Source organism: Orbaceae bacterium lpD04 (genome assembly GCA_036251935.1).
Lineage (GTDB): Bacteria > Pseudomonadota > Gammaproteobacteria > Enterobacterales > Orbaceae > Orbus > Orbus wheelerorum.
Genome location: CP133967.1, coordinates 1,157,915 through 1,174,538 on the forward strand (window position 1 = coordinate 1,157,915; position 16,624 = coordinate 1,174,538).

Below are 16,624 nucleotides of genomic sequence, written 5' to 3' on the forward strand. Positions count from 1 at the left end.
ACCAAAAGTTTGAACAATAGCTATTTATTAGTTTGTTGTTAATGGCGGTGAGATCTATCACCTTCAACTGGAATTTTTAAGTTTAGATAACTATCAAGATTAAAATGGTGATCATTCTTATTGTCTGTAATATAAAATTTAAAATTAAATTCAGGGAAAAAGCATTAGAAAAATTGAAATAATTCCGTTTTATCCATTTTTTATTGATCAAATCGACGAGATGATTAAACGCTCACTTAATCAAAAATAGTGATAGAATAATGTTAAAAGGATTGATAAATGGCCTAAATTCGAGTGTTAAGCGCGGATCTTAAGTTAATCAGATAATGAGTAAAAATGATATGCAAAATAGAATTAAACAACAGTTGCGTGATATTGAGTTACAACATCAAATTACGATCCTATATGCGTGTGAGTCAGGAAGCCGGGCTTGGGGATTTCCGTCACCTAATAGTGATTATGATGTGCGTTTTATCTATGTTCATCCGCGAAATAAATACTTATCAATTGATGATCCAGCAGGTCAGCTTACGTTCCCCATTAATGATGAGCTTGATTTTCATGGTTGGGATCTTAAAAAGACTTTACAGCTCATTCGTAAATCAAATACAACGCCATTTGAGTGGTTACAATCGCCAATTATTTATCAGCAACATCCAGCAATATCGGCATCACTCTGGGCATTATGTCAGCACTACTTTAATGCTAGGGGCAATATTTACCACTATTTAGGTATTGCTAAAAGCGCACTACAAACTGGAGATGGCTTACAAATTGGCATCAAAAAATTATTTTATGTATTAAGGCCACTATTATCTGCCAAGTGGTGCCTTGAAAAACAGCAAATTGCGCCGATGGCTATTGCACCATTAATGGCGTTATTACCTAAACAATTACAAGACAATATCAATACCTTAATTAAATATAAATCAACCGTTGAAGAGTCTTATTCGATAGATATCGAACCGCTGATTTTAGATTTTATTGATCAAACCGCGAGCGAACTTAATACTAAAGTTCAACTAATTGATGAGGTTCGCTTTGATAGCAAACTGTTAGATGATTTTTTTCTTAATGTATTAACGAGTGAAACTACAAAATGACCATTGATGACTTAAAAGCGCAAAACTTGATTTTACTTGAAGTTATTAGCGGTAGTCGTTCATTTGGCCTTGATACAGCAACTTCAGACACAGATATTAAAGGCGTTTTTTATCTGCCTAAAGCGCAGTTTTATGGCCTCGACTATCTACCGCAAATAAGTAATGAAACCAATGATATTGTCTATTATGAATTGGGACGTTTTGTTGAATTACTTATTAAAAGCAATCCTAATATATTAGAAGTATTAGCCTCTGCGCCAGAGTGCATCTTATATCAGCATCCAATAATGAAACAGCTAACGTTAGATTTGTTTCTCTCTAAGCAAACTAAACAAACCTTCGCCCATTATGCCGTATCGCAAATTAAAAAAGCAAAAGGACTCAATAAAAAAATTAATAATCCCGTCGAAGTAAAGCGTAAAACGGTGCTTGATTTTTGCTATATTATTGAAGGAACGCAAACGTTACCATTAAATACCTGGTTAGCAACGCATCAACTGCATCAGCAGCAATGTGGACTTGCTAATGTGCCGCATGCTCGAGATCTTTATGCGCTAGTTTATGATAGGGCTGGCATAAATGGTTATCATGGCATTATCAAACATCTTGACTCAACCGAATTATGTTTATCATCGGTAGCGATAAATACCCCTTTAAATGCATATTTAAGTTTTAATCGTGATGGTTACTCATCTCATTGCCGTGATTATAAAGCGTATTGGCAATGGGTTGATTTGCGTAACGAACAGCGCTATGCAAGTAACGTTGATAACGGTAATGATTACGATGCTAAAAATATGATGCACACAATTCGTTTATTACAAGTTGCGCATGAAATTATGACGAAAGGTACGCTAACCAATAAAAGGCCTAATCGAGAAGCCTTACTTGCAATTAAGCATGGCGAATTATCTTACGCTGAAATTATGCTAATAGCCGAAAAATTAGTGAGTGAAATTGAAAGTGCCCAAGCCACATCTTTACTGCCTGATGCACCGAATCGAGAAAATGCTATGGCGACCTTAGTTGCGATGCGGACTCGTTTATATGAACGTTAATCATATTTTTTATAATTAAAACGCAACTCATCTAGCAACTAGAATTTCAGTTAAAGTACAATCAGAGCGTAGCCAACATGCGAATAAACTTGCAGAGTTAAACCACAGCATTACACAAGAGCATAACGCCACTTTACATCAATTTCATCAGCAAATTGCCAATTTAATATTTTATGGTGATCGTTTTATTGAAAAATAATTCTTACTATTAACCAAGTTGAATACGCCAATTTCATATAACTACTAGTTTATCAAGTGATTTTTTATTTTTGCTCGTTGGCTATTATTTATTATGTTAAATAGCTTTTATTTTATCAAGATGGATATGATTTGAAAAAAAATACTGATTTGTTATTATGCTGAGCTGATTATCGTAGTGAGTATTTTCCCTTACTTAATAACAAAATATTGAATATGAATGAAACTGACAATAATAAACAATAACAATAGGTTAAAAATGCAGCGTTTCTTTTCGATTTTACCAAAATATTTATCAATAGGATTAATTCGATTTTATCAAAAATTTATCTCACCACGTAAAGGATTTTGCTGTGCTTATCGCAAACATTCGGGTGGTCGCTCATGTTCTAGCTTTGCCTTGGTAGCGGTTCGGCGTTTTGGCGTCTCAGCGCTATGGCACTCATTTCCTAAACGATTAAATGATTGTAAAATGGCAGCTACTCATTTAAATAAGCCAAAAGATGAAAATGAGGATAAAGAAGATAGCACACACCCTTGTGAATATTGTGAAACACTAAAGGTGTGCTCATGTTTTAAAGATTGCGACGTTTTTGATAGTTCTTCGTGTGGTAATGGTTGCTCTATGCCAGATAGTCTTCCGTGTAGCGATGGATGTGACTGTGGTTGTGATTTAGGTGTTCGCAAGCAGCTTGCGGGGTACCGATTTTCTTTCTCGCCGTTTTTTTTATTATTTTGGCTGCATAAGATGAGCGCAAGAAGACGCAGTAAACTGCGTTAACTTTATTAATAGTAATATGGTAGATGATTTTGTTAACTTTCGCCCTGTTAACATACCTTTTCAATCAAATTTTTTTAGATAATAAAACAGGCTAACATACGAATAAACCCCACCTTTGTCACATCTTATATCAAAGGTGATTGCTTAGCTGATTTCGATAAAGCTATACTTAATAAATTAGCAATTCTTGATGATGAATTAACACATGCATATCAATCGGCTTTTTGGCATTGTGCATCTTTTATTAAATAAAAAGCAGCTAACCTCGCTTCAACTCGCCGTGCATTTTGAGGTGTCTAAACGTACAATTTTGCGTGATCTTGATATCTTATCTGGCGCAGGTGTCCCGATTTATACCAGTAAAGGCAAGGGCGGTGGTATTGCAATTTTAGATAGCTATACCCTAAATAAGATGGCAATTTCGGATAAGGAGCAGAGTAGTATATTAAGCTCATTACAAGGCTTTAACTCATTAAATAATCTAGATCATCAGCCAGATCACTTGCTATCTAAACTTAGTCATTTGTTTGGTAAAAAGCAAACGAATTGGATTGAAATCGATTTTTCTAATTGGGCTGATTATGACCATCGGCAAGTTAAAGTCGATATATTAAAAAATGCCATTATTAATCACCAAATAGTCGAATTTAAGTATGTTAACAGTCGAGGCGAGCAAGCGAAGCGTAAAGCCTGTCCGTTAAAGTTGTTATTTAAATCACAAGATTGGTATTTGCACGCTTATTGTCAAATCAAGCTCGCATACCGTTTTTTTAAATTAAAGCGAATTGATCAATTAGTTTTATTAGATCAAATATTTGATACCAATTTATTACCTGATCTAACAATTGATAATAATGCCGATAAATCCCTGCCAATGATTGATATGACCATCCACTTTTGTGCCCAGATTGCTTACCGTGTTTATGATGAATTTCCGTTAAAAAACATTGTCACTCAGCAAGATGGTAGCCTTATTGTCTCGATAGCAACCCCAGATGGCGATTGGTTATTGCAATATTTACTCTCTTACGGCGGTAATGCCAAAGTCATTGCGCCACAATCGTTGAAAGATGCTTTAAAACAACAAGCGATGATGATCGTAGATCTGTATCATTAATTTTATCCAATCCTTTTTATAAGGTGACAGATAGTTGTCACCTTACCCTTGTTATGATTGTGCGTAGTTAATCCACCTAAACTATTCAATAAGGAGTTAATTATGCAGCAAAAATTTTGCCAAAGTTGTGGCATGCCAATGGGGGATACCAATCAAATGTATGGCACAAACAAAGATGGCAGTAAAAATCAGGATTATTGTTCGTATTGTTATGATAATGGTCAATTTAAATATAATTGTAGCATGAGCGAAATGATTACAGTCTGCATTGCGCCAATGTTAGAAGCACATCCAAAAATGAGCAAAGCACAAGCTGAGCAGATGATGAAGCAGTTTTTGCCGACCTTAAAACGCTGGCAATAACCATTAGATTAAATCGATAGTGCTTATAAAAAATCCAGATCAGATGATCTGGATTTTATTGTGTAGTAAATCTAAAGTTTAGCTGCCGCGGCTTCATCGATTAATAAGGTGATATTGGGATGTAACTGTAAAATCGAGGCGGGGATCGCCTCTGTCACCGGGCCAAAAAAGGCTTGTTTGGCAATATCGGCTTTAGCTTCGCCTAATAGCATGACGACTATTTTTTTAGCCTGCATTAACGTTTTAGGTCCCGCGGTCACAAGTTCGTCAGGAGTATTGCTTAGGCCGCCAAACTCTTGTTGCGCAATTTCTTTAAACATCGGTGTCATCTTATCGATAAAAGTGCGATTGCCAAACGGGGTACCTGGTGTTATTCCCGCAATATGCCCATCAGTACCAACGCCAAGAAAAATCGCATCTAAGCCTCCGCGCGACGCTAAAAACTGTTCAAATTCTGCTGCATTATCAAGATTTAAATCAAAACGTTGTTCGTCGCGAATATTATTGCGATGATAAAAGTGATGGTTAAGTAAGGTATTAATACTTTTAATTTTACCATCAACTGAAATCGCCTCATCGAGGTTACAATAAGTTACCGTTTTAAAGGCTGGGTTATTTTTGACCAACGGCGAAATAAGTGCATACATATCAATTGGCGTTGAGCCGCCGGGTAAACCGATGGTTGCATTAGGCTGACTAAGACTCGTTAAAAACTCAATTGCCAGTCTTTTGGTTAATTCTTCCTTATTTTTAACCGTGATGATTTTCATTGTTTGCTCCTGATTAAAAGATAAAAACGATTATGCGCAAGGCGGCGTATCGACTAATGATAGTTGGCTTGCAAGTTGCTATAAGGCGAGCGAATGTAATAGCGAGTGTGTCAGAAAATAATTGATTAATAAAGTGCAGCGATCACAAATTTGAAATAATATTAATAAAATTGAGTTTTTGTCGTTTAAATATAGAAGATGCAATGGTGCGCAAATTTGGGCTTGGCAGTTATTTAATCATAGTTCGTATAAATGAAAAAAGCCTGCTAAATAATAGCAGGCTTTTAATAAAAAGTTGGCTCCCCCAACAGGACTTGAACCTGTGACATACGGATTAACAGTCCGCCGTTCTACCGACTGAACTATGGAGGAACACATGGGCGAAGATATTAACGTCCAAGATTAAAACTGTCAACACTAAAAATAAAAAAAGCGTTTAATTGGTTAGCTAATAATCATTTTAATAAATCATCGCGTGATGACGGTTTTATGATAAAATTAGCCACCTTGAAGTAACGAGACTAATTTACGAATTATGAAAAAGAATATTTGTGTCTTTTGTGGTGCAAGTTACGGTAACAATCCACAATACCAGTTCTATGCAGAGCAGCTTGGCGAACAGATAGCAAAGCAAGGTCGAACGCTGGTTTATGGTGGTGGTAATAAAGGCCTGATGGGCACCATTGCCAATGCAGTGCTTGCTAATGGTGGTGAGGTGATTGGCGTTATTCCTGAAAGGTTAGTTAAAGCAGAAACCGCGCATCATGGTATTACTAGCCTTGAAATCGTTGCTGATATGCATATTCGTAAAGCACGTATGGCTGAACTTGCCGATGCGTTTATTGCGATGCCTGGCGGCACTGGAACGTTAGAAGAAGTATTTGAAATCTGGACAGGTGCGCAAATTGGTTATCATGAAAAACCAGTTGCGTTATACAATGCATTTGATTTTTGGGCGCCAATGCAGGTATTTTTAAAACATGCCGTAACAGAAGGCTTTATTCGTGAAAGTTTTTATAACACACTGATAGTGTCTGATGATCCTACGACATTATTACAACAAATTGATAACTATATTCCTAAAGATCTCGATCGTTGGATAAAAAAATAGTCGCTTTCGTTATCTATCTCTATATTAAAAGTAAAGGCTACTACGATAATGAATTTGCTTAAGTCGCTGGCTGCTGTCAGTTCAATGACAATGATTTCACGTGTTTTAGGGTTTATTCGTGATGCCATTGTTGCACGCTATTTTGGCGCAGGGATGGCAACTGATGCTTTTTTTGTTGCTTTCAAATTGCCTAACTTACTGCGCCGTATTTTTGCCGAAGGCGCATTTTCACAAGCTTTTGTGCCGATTTTAGCTGAATATAAAAGTCAGCAGGGCGAGGAAGCGGCTCGAACCTTCGTTGCTTATGTTGCAGGTTTATTAACGTTAGTACTGGCAATTGTTACTGCAATTGGTATTGTTGCCTCACCGATTATTATTTTAATTACTGCGCCAGGCTTTACTGAGCCTGTTGAAAAATTTGAATTAGCTTCATTGATGCTAAAAATTACGTTTCCCTACATTTTACTTATTTCATTAGCCTCATTAGCTGGTGCGATTTTAAATACTTGGAATCGATTCTCAGTGCCAGCTTTTGTGCCAACATTTTTAAATTTAAGCATGATTGGTTTTACCCTCTTTGCAACGCCTTATTTTAATCCACCGATCCTTGCGCTAGCAGTTGCAGTAGTTGTTGGAGGGGTATTACAATTGCTTTATCAATTGCCGTATCTTAAAAAAATTGGCATGTTAGTACTACCGCGCATCAATCTACGTGATAGCGGTGTGTGGCGGGTATTAAAACTGATGGGGCCTGCAATTTTAGGCGTATCGGTGAGTCAAATTTCATTAATTATTAATACTATTTTTGCCTCATTTTTGGTATCAGGCTCAGTGTCATGGATGTATTATGCTGATAGATTGATGGAATTCCCCTCTGGCGTATTAGGCGTTGCCCTTGGCACGATTTTATTGCCCTCGTTATCGAAAAGTTTTTCCAAAGGCGACATCAAACAGTATTCCGATTTACTTGACTGGGGGTTAAGACTTTGCGTGTTATTAGCCTTACCAAGCGCCGTTGCATTGGGGGTGATTGCAAAGCCGTTAATTGCAACTCTATTTGAATATGGTAAGTTTACTGCCCTTGATAGCGAAATGACGCGTCAGGCATTAGTTGCCTATTCTATCGGTTTACTCGGTATTATTTTGATCAAAGTTCTCGCACCCGGTTTTTATTCACGGCAAGATATTAAAACGCCAGTAAAAATTGCCATTGTTACATTAATTTTAACCCAAGCGATGAACCTTGCATTTATTGGTACACTAAAACATGCAGGACTTGCTCTATCAATTAGTATTGCTGCTTGTTTTAATGCCGGATTACTATTTTGGCAACTGCGTAAGCAAAAGTTATTTATTCCAAAGCCAGGATGGCTTGCTTTTATTATCAAAATTGTTATCGCCGTTGTTATTATGTCGGCGGTGCTAGTGATTGGTAGTGATTTATTACCTGACTGGTCAACAGGAAGTATGTTATCGCGTATCGGTCGGTTATTGTTATTAATTATCGCTGCGGTAATTGCCTATTTTGGGGCGCTAATTGCATTACGATTTAAATTAAAACAGTTTATTAAACGAATTGAATAATACGATAGGTTTAAAATGAATAATCTCTCTTTTTTTAAATTGCCTTTAATACTCGTTATCATTTGCTGGTTGATGGCAATTGTAACATCTATCACCATGATGATGATTAACGCGCCAGAATACGTTAATTTAGGCAACTATGTGATTAATGTTGCCTTTAATAAATTATTTTATGGCTTGCCTAAACATTTACTAATTATGTTTATCGCATCATTGGCTTTTTATCGCTGTCATATTTATCAAATCACAGTTAAAAACATATTGTCGCTAATTACGATCAGTTTAATGATGAATGTGATTGTTATTTTATTTGACAATTATATTCTCTCTTTCATCATGTCTTACCTTTACCCTTATCTCAATTATTTAGGCTACGAAGCAGTTTTACTCATTCATAGTTTTATACCGAGTTTACTTAATTATATAGTTGTTGGCTTGGTTATTTATTATGGCATCTTAAATTTACAAAATAGGTTTGATCGTGCTGTCGATTTTAAGGTAATTGACGCTGATAATCGTGTTAAAACGCATGTGATTTTATTTGCTCTACTATTTATCTCGCTGTCTTTACTCTTTTTAACACCAATATTACCTTTCTATTCGGCGTCTTATATCTCAGGGTATCTGATTGTGGTGATAATTATCGCCTTAATTGTCTATTTTTCTATTAGAAACTGTTTTACTATAGAAACTGATACGCTCGAAACTGCTCGCATTATTAAAAGTACATTATTATCTTTCCTATTCTCGGCAATAGCCAATATCGTTATTTCACTTGCTATGGCATTTTTGATTATTATGGTGGCGTATGGCGAGTATCAAAGTAATCAGTCAGACTTGATAATGATTGTCTTTTTAGGTTTTGGGCTACAAATTGTATTAACAAGCTTAATTCTTCGCGCTGTGACTAAACGTTACTTTGCGCGTGCGAGTAATGAAACTTCAGTTAAATAATGATAGAATATCAAAAAAATGTATGTGATTTGAAAAATGGCCAATAAACCCAGCAATAAACTAAACAAGCAAGATAAAATGGTACAAAGCTTAAAAGTTCCGCCTCATTCAATTGAGGCAGAGCAAGCAGTACTTGGTAGCTTAATGATCGATAATCAGCGCTGGGATCGCGTTGCTGAAACGATAACTGATCGTGATTTTTATTCTCGGCATCATCAAATGATCTTTGCTGAAATGCAAAATTTAGTTACCAAAGGGGTGCCAATCGATTTAATCACCTTATCTGAGAGCTTAGATAGTCGAGATATTTTAAGTGATGTCGGCGGATTTGCTTATTTAGCTGAATTATCTAAAAATACGCCAAGTGCGATCAATGTCGTTGCCTATACGGATATCATTCGTCAGCAAGCAATACTACGTGAACTAATTAGCTCTGCTAATGAAATTGCCGATAACTGCTATGCAACCGAAGGCCGTAGCAGTGAGGATGTTTTAGATCTGGCTGAAACAAAAATATTTCAAATTGCTGAGCATCGAGCAAAGCAGGGCGTTGGGCCAAAAAGCGTGACGTCGGTACTTGAAGACACCGTTGCTAAAATTGAAGAGCTGTTCCAAAAACCGCATGATGGGGTAACAGGCGTTTCAACTGGTTTTCTTGATCTAGATAAAAAAACCGCGGGTTTACAGCGTTCAGATTTAATTATTGTCGCAGCAAGGCCTTCAATGGGTAAAACAACGTTTGCCATGAACCTTTGTGAAAACGCTGCAATGATGCAAGACAAACCAGTCTTGATTTTTAGTTTAGAGATGCCAGCTGAACAAATTATGATGCGTATGCTTGCTTCATTATCAAGAGTTGATCAGACAAAGATTAGAACCGGACAACTTGATGATAATGATTGGGCTAGGATCTCAAGTACAATGGGGATCTTACTTGAAAAGAAAAATATGTATATTGATGACTCATCAGGGCTAACGCCGATGGAGCTACGCTCAAGAGCGAGGCGAATTTATCGTGAGCATGGTGGGCTAAGTATGATAATGATCGATTACCTACAATTGATGCGAGTACCGAATATTAGCGAGAATCGAACACTTGAAATCGCTGAAATATCGCGTTCATTAAAAGCGCTGGCAAAAGAGTTACAAGTGCCAGTGGTTGCGTTATCACAGCTAAATCGAAGCCTTGAGCAGCGGGCAGATAAGCGCCCGGTTAACTCCGACTTACGTGAATCAGGATCGATTGAGCAAGATGCCGACGTGATTATGTTTATTTACCGTGATGAAGTTTATAATGAAGCATCAGAACAAAAAGGGATCGCGGAAATTATTCTTGGTAAGCAGCGTAACGGGCCAATTGGTAAAGTACGCCTAAAATTCCAAGGACAATGGTCTCGATTTGATAATTATGCTAATTCCGGCGATTATTTCGACGATGAATAGCGATTTTAAAATATTAATTAACGAAAAGTAAAAGAGAGTCTAACTCATGTTAAACCATATTAAAGCGATGATTCAGTACCTACTTCCTAAGCAGTTATTAACAGCTATGTTTGGCTGGCTTGCGAGCAAACAGCTTGGAATTGTAACGACTTGGATGATTAAAGGCTTTATTAAATTGTACAGTATCAATATGAACGAAGCAAAATATCAAAAAGCGGAGCAATATAAAACCTTTAATGACTTTTTTGCAAGAGAGCTTGAAGATGATGCAAGGCCTGTTGATGAGTCTGAAAATAGTATTGTCATGCCCGCTGATGGCGTGATAAGTCAATTTGGTACTATCCAAGAAAATGTCATGCTACAAGCCAAAGGGCATATTTATACCTTAGACTCATTGGTTGCTTGTCACCCTGAAATGATCAAATTTTTTAAAAATGGTAGCTATGTTACTACCTATTTAGCGCCGAGTAATTATCACCGTTTTCATCTGCCATGCAAGGCCACATTGAAAGAGATGATTTATGTTCCTGGTGCGCTTTTTTCTGTCAATAAAGCAACAACTGAAAATATTCCCAATATTTTTGCTCGTAATGAACGGGTTATTTGCCTATTTGAAACTGAATTTGGCCCAGTTGCACAAATTTTAGTTGGGGCAACGATTGTTGGCAGTATTGAAACGAAATGGCATGGTATCGTTACTCCACCGCGTGATGGCGTGATGAAGCGCTGGACTTATCAAAATAACGTCCAGTTAGAAAAAGGTGAAGATATGGGCTGTTTCAAACTTGGCTCAACGGTTATCACGTTATTTGGCTCAAATAGTGTTGAATTCATCCCTGAATTAAAAGAAGGGACTATTGCTCGTGTAGGTCAAAAAATGGCAAAAAGGATCTAAAATTAATGCAGTTGCGTAACTTTCTTCGTGTCGTATTATTGTTTTTAGGATCAGTATTTTTAATATCGCTATTGTTAGTTAAGGCTAATGCTGATGAATTGCCAATTACGATTGAAAATAATCATGATTTAAGCCAAATTATCAGTCAATTATCGGCACAAAATAGTGAATTACGTGACAGCATTACCAGCCAAAAAGCACAAGTTTCACTGATCAATGATCAACAAACAACCATCTTGTCGCAAGTGTCGCATGTGCAAAATACCTTAACAACCTTAGATGAACAAGGTGAATGGTTAAGTTTTTCAACTGCACTTGGCGAAACCTTACGCCAGCAGTTATTAAGGTTACCTGAAAAGCCAAAATTTCAACCTCTAGATGCAAGTATTGCTGAATCGAAAGTACTCCAGTTAAGCTATAACAATCAACTCGATAATTTAAAAGATTATCCTAATTTAACTGACCTATCACTAGATCATAGCCAGTTAATGCATTATAAACAGCTGATTCGTGAGCAAAATGAACTCCTTAAAACTTTGATATCGGGCTGTGATACTATCATTTTGGAGTTAACAAAATTAAAAATTGCCAATAGGCAACTAATTAGCGCCATTGACGATGTTGATGATGCGGCGCATCGTTATTTCTTTTGGGTTGCTGATGTCAATCCGGTCAATTTAGCTTATCCAGTTGAACTTGCCAAAGATATGGCTGTTGTGTTTTTCTCTATCGACAGCTTATCACAGCTATATAGCGCGATGACCGAGATGGTTGAAACGCCATTAACGCTACTGCTTTTGATTTTTTCTTTGGTACTCGTTATTACTCACTTTAAAAGCAAAACGAAGTACCATCGATATTTAGAAAACACCACCTCGCGAATTGGTAAAGTAACGCAAGATAGTTTTTCAATAACCGTACGCGTTGTCGTTTACTCCTTAATTATGGCATTACCGATCCCTATTTTGTGGGGCATTATTGGTTATGCGTTACAAGGCGATTGGGATTATCCAGTTGCTGTGGCGCTGGGCTATGGTATTAATGCCGCTGCTCCGATTTTATGGGTATTTATGATAAGTGCCCAGTTTGCCGCGCCCAATGGTTTATTTATTACCCATTTTGGTTGGCCTGAAAATCGCGTTCGCTCTGCGATGAAATATTATCAATTATCGGTGTGGGTTGTGATCCCTTTAGTTATGCTACTTATGAGCTTTGATCAGTATAACAATCGTCAGTTTGCGGCAACGATTGGGCGATTTTGTTTTATATTGCTCTGTTTCGCTTTAGTATTTATGACTAACTCTATTCATCGGGCTAGGGTGCCTTTATATATCGATAAAAGGTCTTCTGGTGATAATTTATTAAGCCGAATTTTATGGGTAATTTTACTTAGTGCTCCTTGGGTTGCAATTGCAGCTGCGTGTTTAGGCTATTTATCAACAGCGCAAGTGTTACTTGGCAGGCTAGAGGCATCAGTCATTATTTGGCTTGGGCTTCTTGTGATCTATTTTATGATCCGCAGGTGGATGTGGATCCAAAAAAGACGAATAGAATTTGAACGTGCAAAGCAGCGCAGATTAGAGCGCTTAGCTCAGCGCAGCAAAGCTGAAGATGAGGCAAGTCAAAATGCATCATCAAATAATGTCGCTGATAATATAGAAGAGCCCGTCATTGACCTTGATGTCATTAGTGCACAATCGTTACATTTAGTTCGTTCAATTATTGCAATGGTTGCTTTAATTAGCATGATTTTGCTTTGGTCTGAACTACATTCCGCCTTTGCTTTTATGGATAATATTAAGCTATGGGGCACTAAAACTGTGATTAGTGGCGTTGAAATCGAACAATATATTACACTCAGCTCAGTATTTATTGCCATTTTAGTCATGACTATTACCATTCAATTAGTTAAAAATTTACCCGCACTATTAGAACTTGGCATTTTGCAACACCTAGATTTAAGGCCTGGCACTGGCTATGCCATCTCAACTATCAGTAAATACATTATTTTGATTATTGGTTGTATGATTGCCTTCTCATTAATTGGGATTGATTGGTCGAAAATTCAATGGTTGATTGCGGCATTAGGGGTTGGGCTTGGATTTGGGCTACAAGAAATTTTTGCTAACTTTATTTCAGGCATCATCATGTTATTTGAAAAACCAGTACGTATTGGCGATACAGTAACGATTCGTGAATTAACGGGTACGATAACCAAAATCAATACTCGAGCGACGACAATTGTCGATTGGGATCGTAAAGAAATTGTTATGCCGAACAAAGCGTTTGTGACCGAGCAGCTAGTTAACTGGTCATTATCAGATGCAATCACTCGAATTGTATTAACGATCCCGGCAACGATTGATGCTGATAGTGAATTAGTGATGGATATTCTTAAGCGCGTTGCTAAAAATTGTCAATATGTGTTAGATGATCCAGAGCCGCAAGTATACTTGGTTGATATTCAAGAAGGAATTCAGTTATATGAAATTCGTCTGTTTGCTTCTGAAATGAGTTACCGTATGCCGCTACGTAGCGAAATTCAGCAAATGATCATTGAAGAATACCGCCAGCATGGACTCAAATTACCATTTCCACCGTTGCAAACTAATTTAGAAGCTTTAGGGCGTAAAACAGGTCGACGAACTTATAGTGTCGGCACGATGTAAATATTACTGATTATGCAATTAGCGTAAGTATTTTTCTTTTTTATAATATTTTATTATCGAAAATGATTTATTAGGGCAAAAATTTATCTAGCTAAATAAAACAAAAAAAATGAGTTAAGTTAATGAGTAAATAATATAAAACAATAAAAATATAATTGGATGAAAGGGGGGGATCATGGCAAAAGAGTTTGCCCAGATAATCAACTCGTTAACTGAGTTAATCGGCGTAGGTAATAATCGTTACAGCTTAAGCATTAGCGATATGCTATCACCGATATCAGTATTATCTGTTGCTGGTCACGAATATCTTAATCAGCCTTGGCGCTATGAGATTTTTTTTACCAGTCGTGATCATCAGATTCCAATCGATATTGTCCTTAGTCAGGCCGCCAGTTTCACCTTTTTAGCCCCCAATTTAATTGAACAAGTTACGCAAATCAGCTCCCTTGATAAACCGGCAACGAGTCGCACCTTATATGGCGTTGTTACCGAGTTTAGTCAGTTATCGGTTAATAAAGACGAAGCCCATTATCGGGTAGTCTTGCAGCCACGGCTAGCACTGTTTGCAAGCGACCATTACAGCGCGATTTACCAAAACCAAAGCGTGGTGAGTGTGGTTGAAGAGGTGCTGCGCCGGCATGGTTTTACCGGCGTTGATTACCGCTTAGAGCTTAAAGATAGCTACCCAGCGCGCGAGTTTATTACCCAGTGGCAAGAGAGCGACCTTGCCTTTATCCAGCGGTTACTTGCCGATGTTGGCATATGGTTTCGCTTTGAAAGCCATAGCGAGCATCACTGCGATGTGCTGGTACTCAGTGATTACGAGCAAGGCTTTGACGATGCCGGGAGCATTGCTTACACCTTACCAAGTAGCATGGTTGATAAAGCCCGTGATAGTGTGTGGGATTTACAGTTTCAAAGTCACAGTGTGCCACGTCAAGTGATGGTGCAAGACGATAACTACCGTCAGGCACAAACTGATATGTACTCGCTGGTTAACAGCCAGCCGAAAGTGACCACCACCTCAGGCACCAACTACCGTTATGGTGAGCACTTTAAAAGCAAAGGTGATATCAGTATTATTGAAAGCGGCAGTTGGTATGCCGCTATCCGCCATCAGCAGCACATTAGTGACCAAATTATTATCAGTGGTAAATGTAATGACTACTACTTAACCGCTGGGCAACGTATCATTGTCATCGGTAGCCCGATGAACGGCATGAGTGAAGGGATAGTGATTTTATCAACTACGTCCTACGGTGACCGCAGTGAGTCGTATGAAATACAGTTTACCGCCATTCCCTACAACGTATTAAAGCCGTATCGCCCACAGCCCCTGCCTTGGCCACAAGTCAGTGGCACACTACCTGCACGGGTAACGAGCCCTGATAATGACACCTATGGTTATATTGACACTCAAGGCCGTTACCGGGTTAAATTTGATTTTGACTTAAAAACCTGGCGCAGCGGTGAAGAAAGTTTATGGGTACGACTTGCTAAGCCCTATGCGGGGGATACTTACGGTTTTCACTTTCCGTTAATCGATGGTACTGGGGTTGCTATTGCGTTCACGGGCGGCAATCCCGATAGGCCGTATATTGCCCACAGCTTACATGACAGTAACCACCCTGACCACGTCACCACCGCCAACAAACACCGCAATGTGCTTAGAACGCCGGCCAATAATAAACTGCGTATGGATGATAAGCGCGGTCAAGAGCATATAAAACTTGCTACCGAATACGGCAAAACTCAGCTCAATATTGGTCACTTAGTTAACCAAAACAAAGAGCAGCGCGGTGAAGGCTTTGAGCTACGCACTGATGAATGGGGCGCAATTAGCGCCAACAAAGGCTTATACCTAACCGCGCAAAGCGAGCCTAAAGCCCAAGGCCTGCAGCTTGATATGCAAGGCGCCATTACCCAGCTTGAAAATGCCTTATCTATCGCCAAAGCGCTACAAAACGCGGCAAGCACCGCACAGGCGCACCAAGCTGATACGAGCAGCCAAGAACAGCTACAAAGCGCACTCAAACAGTTAACGCAGGCGGGCATTATTGCCTATGCGCCAGCCGGCATTGCCTTAACCAGTGATGAAAATATTCAGTTATCAAGCAGTAATAGCCTTAGCTTAACCAGTGAGCAGCAAACTGATATTAGCGCACTAAAAAACATTACCTTAGCGTCATCGGAAGCGGTTGGCATCTTCGCCCATAAAGCGGGCATAAAGCTATTTGCCAATCAAGGTAAAGTTGAAGTGCAAGCGCAAAACGACGCGATGGATATTGCGGCTAAGCAAGATATTAAAATTGATAGTGTTGAGAATAAAGTCGATTTTTCAGCCGCTAAAGAAATTATCCTGATTTGTGGTGGCTCATTTGTAAAAATTAGCGCCGCGGGTATCGAGCTTGGTACTAGTTCTAATGTAACGATTAAAGCGGCTGCCATGCAAAAAATGGGGCCGGCGAATATCGAGGCATCAAGTAATTTACCGGGCGAAGTTAACTGCCAGCAAACAATGAATGAACAAGTGCAAAAACAGCATGCCGTACTTGAATTAAATTAACGGGAAACGACA

At 38.3% G+C, this 16,624-nt stretch carries 13 protein-coding genes and 1 tRNA gene; 12 read left to right on the forward strand and 2 right to left on the reverse strand.

The window, feature by feature from the left end; all coding sequences use genetic code 11:
- The first annotated feature begins 341 nt into the window (after positions 1–341).
- From RHO14_05385 to RHO14_05405, 5 genes are all read left to right on the forward strand, one after another.
- The gene (locus tag RHO14_05385; GenBank protein ID WVD72234.1) at positions 342–1,103 is read left to right on the forward strand and encodes a nucleotidyltransferase domain-containing protein; all 762 of its coding nucleotides are present in this window, start codon (positions 342–344) and stop codon (positions 1,101–1,103) included.
- Entirely contained in the window at positions 1,100–2,161 is a 1,062-nt protein-coding gene (locus tag RHO14_05390; protein ID WVD72235.1) for a nucleotidyltransferase domain-containing protein, read from the forward strand. Before RHO14_05385 ends, RHO14_05390 begins: the two co-directional genes overlap by 4 nt.
- Before the next feature lie 457 nt (positions 2,162–2,618).
- Positions 2,619–3,140, forward strand: coding sequence for a membrane protein insertion efficiency factor YidD (gene yidD, locus RHO14_05395; GenBank protein WVD72236.1), 522 nt, complete (start codon positions 2,619–2,621; stop codon positions 3,138–3,140).
- Positions 3,141–3,345: 205 nt separating this feature from the next.
- A complete protein-coding gene (locus RHO14_05400; GenBank protein WVD72237.1) occupies positions 3,346–4,257 on the forward strand; it encodes a YafY family protein in 912 nt (303 codons plus the stop codon).
- A 102-nt stretch (positions 4,258–4,359) separates the two neighbouring features.
- Positions 4,360–4,620: a zinc ribbon domain-containing protein gene (locus tag RHO14_05405; GenBank protein ID WVD72238.1), complete on the forward strand. Its 261-nt coding sequence runs from the start codon at positions 4,360–4,362 to the stop codon at positions 4,618–4,620.
- A gap of 71 nt (positions 4,621–4,691) precedes the next feature.
- Here the strand turns inward: RHO14_05405 and RHO14_05410 are convergent, their stop codons facing one another.
- Positions 4,692–5,390 (reverse strand): 6-phosphogluconolactonase, encoded by a 699-nt coding sequence (locus tag RHO14_05410; protein WVD72239.1) that lies wholly within the window; start codon positions 5,388–5,390, stop codon positions 4,692–4,694.
- A gap of 296 nt (positions 5,391–5,686) precedes the next feature.
- A tRNA-Asn gene (locus tag RHO14_05415) sits at positions 5,687–5,762 on the reverse strand.
- Positions 5,763–5,925: 163 nt separating this feature from the next.
- On the opposite strand from RHO14_05415, the gene RHO14_05420 reads away from it, so the two are divergent.
- The 7 genes from RHO14_05420 (at position 5,926) to vgrG (ending at position 16,612) form a co-directional block, all read left to right on the forward strand.
- Complete coding sequence (locus RHO14_05420) at positions 5,926–6,501, forward strand: TIGR00730 family Rossman fold protein (protein WVD72240.1); 576 nt, start codon at positions 5,926–5,928, stop codon at positions 6,499–6,501.
- A 48-nt stretch (positions 6,502–6,549) separates the two neighbouring features.
- Complete coding sequence (murJ, locus tag RHO14_05425) at positions 6,550–8,085, forward strand: murein biosynthesis integral membrane protein MurJ (GenBank protein WVD72241.1); 1,536 nt, start codon at positions 6,550–6,552, stop codon at positions 8,083–8,085.
- Positions 8,086–8,100: 15 nt separating this feature from the next.
- On the forward strand, positions 8,101–9,039 hold the full coding sequence (locus RHO14_05430) for a hypothetical protein (GenBank protein ID WVD72242.1): 939 nt from the start codon (positions 8,101–8,103) through the stop codon (positions 9,037–9,039).
- 36 nt (positions 9,040–9,075) lie between these two features.
- Positions 9,076–10,482 carry a replicative DNA helicase gene (gene dnaB, locus RHO14_05435; protein WVD72243.1) on the forward strand — a complete coding sequence of 469 codons (1,407 nt, stop codon included), beginning with the start codon at positions 9,076–9,078 and terminating at the stop codon, positions 10,480–10,482.
- 46 nt (positions 10,483–10,528) lie between these two features.
- Positions 10,529–11,377, forward strand: a complete 849-nt coding sequence (gene asd, locus RHO14_05440; protein WVD72244.1) for an archaetidylserine decarboxylase — start codon at positions 10,529–10,531, stop codon at positions 11,375–11,377.
- Between the two features lie 5 nt (positions 11,378–11,382).
- A complete protein-coding gene (gene mscM / locus RHO14_05445) occupies positions 11,383–14,046 on the forward strand; it encodes a miniconductance mechanosensitive channel MscM (protein WVD72245.1) in 2,664 nt (887 codons plus the stop codon).
- 175 nt (positions 14,047–14,221) lie between these two features.
- Positions 14,222–16,612, forward strand: coding sequence for a type VI secretion system tip protein VgrG (gene vgrG / locus RHO14_05450; GenBank protein WVD72246.1), 2,391 nt, complete (start codon positions 14,222–14,224; stop codon positions 16,610–16,612).
- The last annotated feature ends 12 nt before the right edge of the window (positions 16,613–16,624 follow it).

What these genes read in the sequence shown, in the direction of transcription:
- mscM (WVD72245.1), top strand. Translation starts at nt 11,383, where the DNA reads ATGCAGTTGCGTAACTTTCTTCGTGTCGTATTATTGTTTTTAGGATCA.
- RHO14_05430 (WVD72242.1), top strand. Translation starts at nt 8,101, where the DNA reads ATGAATAATCTCTCTTTTTTTAAATTGCCTTTAATACTCGTTATCATT.
- dnaB (WVD72243.1), top strand. Translation starts at nt 9,076, where the DNA reads ATGGCCAATAAACCCAGCAATAAACTAAACAAGCAAGATAAAATGGTA.
- yidD (WVD72236.1), top strand. Translation starts at nt 2,619, where the DNA reads ATGCAGCGTTTCTTTTCGATTTTACCAAAATATTTATCAATAGGATTA.
- RHO14_05400 (WVD72237.1), top strand. Translation starts at nt 3,346, where the DNA reads ATGCATATCAATCGGCTTTTTGGCATTGTGCATCTTTTATTAAATAAA.
- RHO14_05405 (WVD72238.1), top strand. Translation starts at nt 4,360, where the DNA reads ATGCAGCAAAAATTTTGCCAAAGTTGTGGCATGCCAATGGGGGATACC.
- asd (WVD72244.1), top strand. Translation starts at nt 10,529, where the DNA reads ATGTTAAACCATATTAAAGCGATGATTCAGTACCTACTTCCTAAGCAG.
- RHO14_05385 (WVD72234.1), top strand. Translation starts at nt 342, where the DNA reads ATGCAAAATAGAATTAAACAACAGTTGCGTGATATTGAGTTACAACAT.
- RHO14_05420 (WVD72240.1), top strand. Translation starts at nt 5,926, where the DNA reads ATGAAAAAGAATATTTGTGTCTTTTGTGGTGCAAGTTACGGTAACAAT.
- vgrG (WVD72246.1), top strand. Translation starts at nt 14,222, where the DNA reads ATGGCAAAAGAGTTTGCCCAGATAATCAACTCGTTAACTGAGTTAATC.
- RHO14_05390 (WVD72235.1), top strand. Translation starts at nt 1,100, where the DNA reads ATGACCATTGATGACTTAAAAGCGCAAAACTTGATTTTACTTGAAGTT.
- RHO14_05410 (WVD72239.1), bottom strand. Translation starts at nt 5,390, where the DNA reads ATGAAAATCATCACGGTTAAAAATAAGGAAGAATTAACCAAAAGACTG.
- murJ (WVD72241.1), top strand. Translation starts at nt 6,550, where the DNA reads ATGAATTTGCTTAAGTCGCTGGCTGCTGTCAGTTCAATGACAATGATT.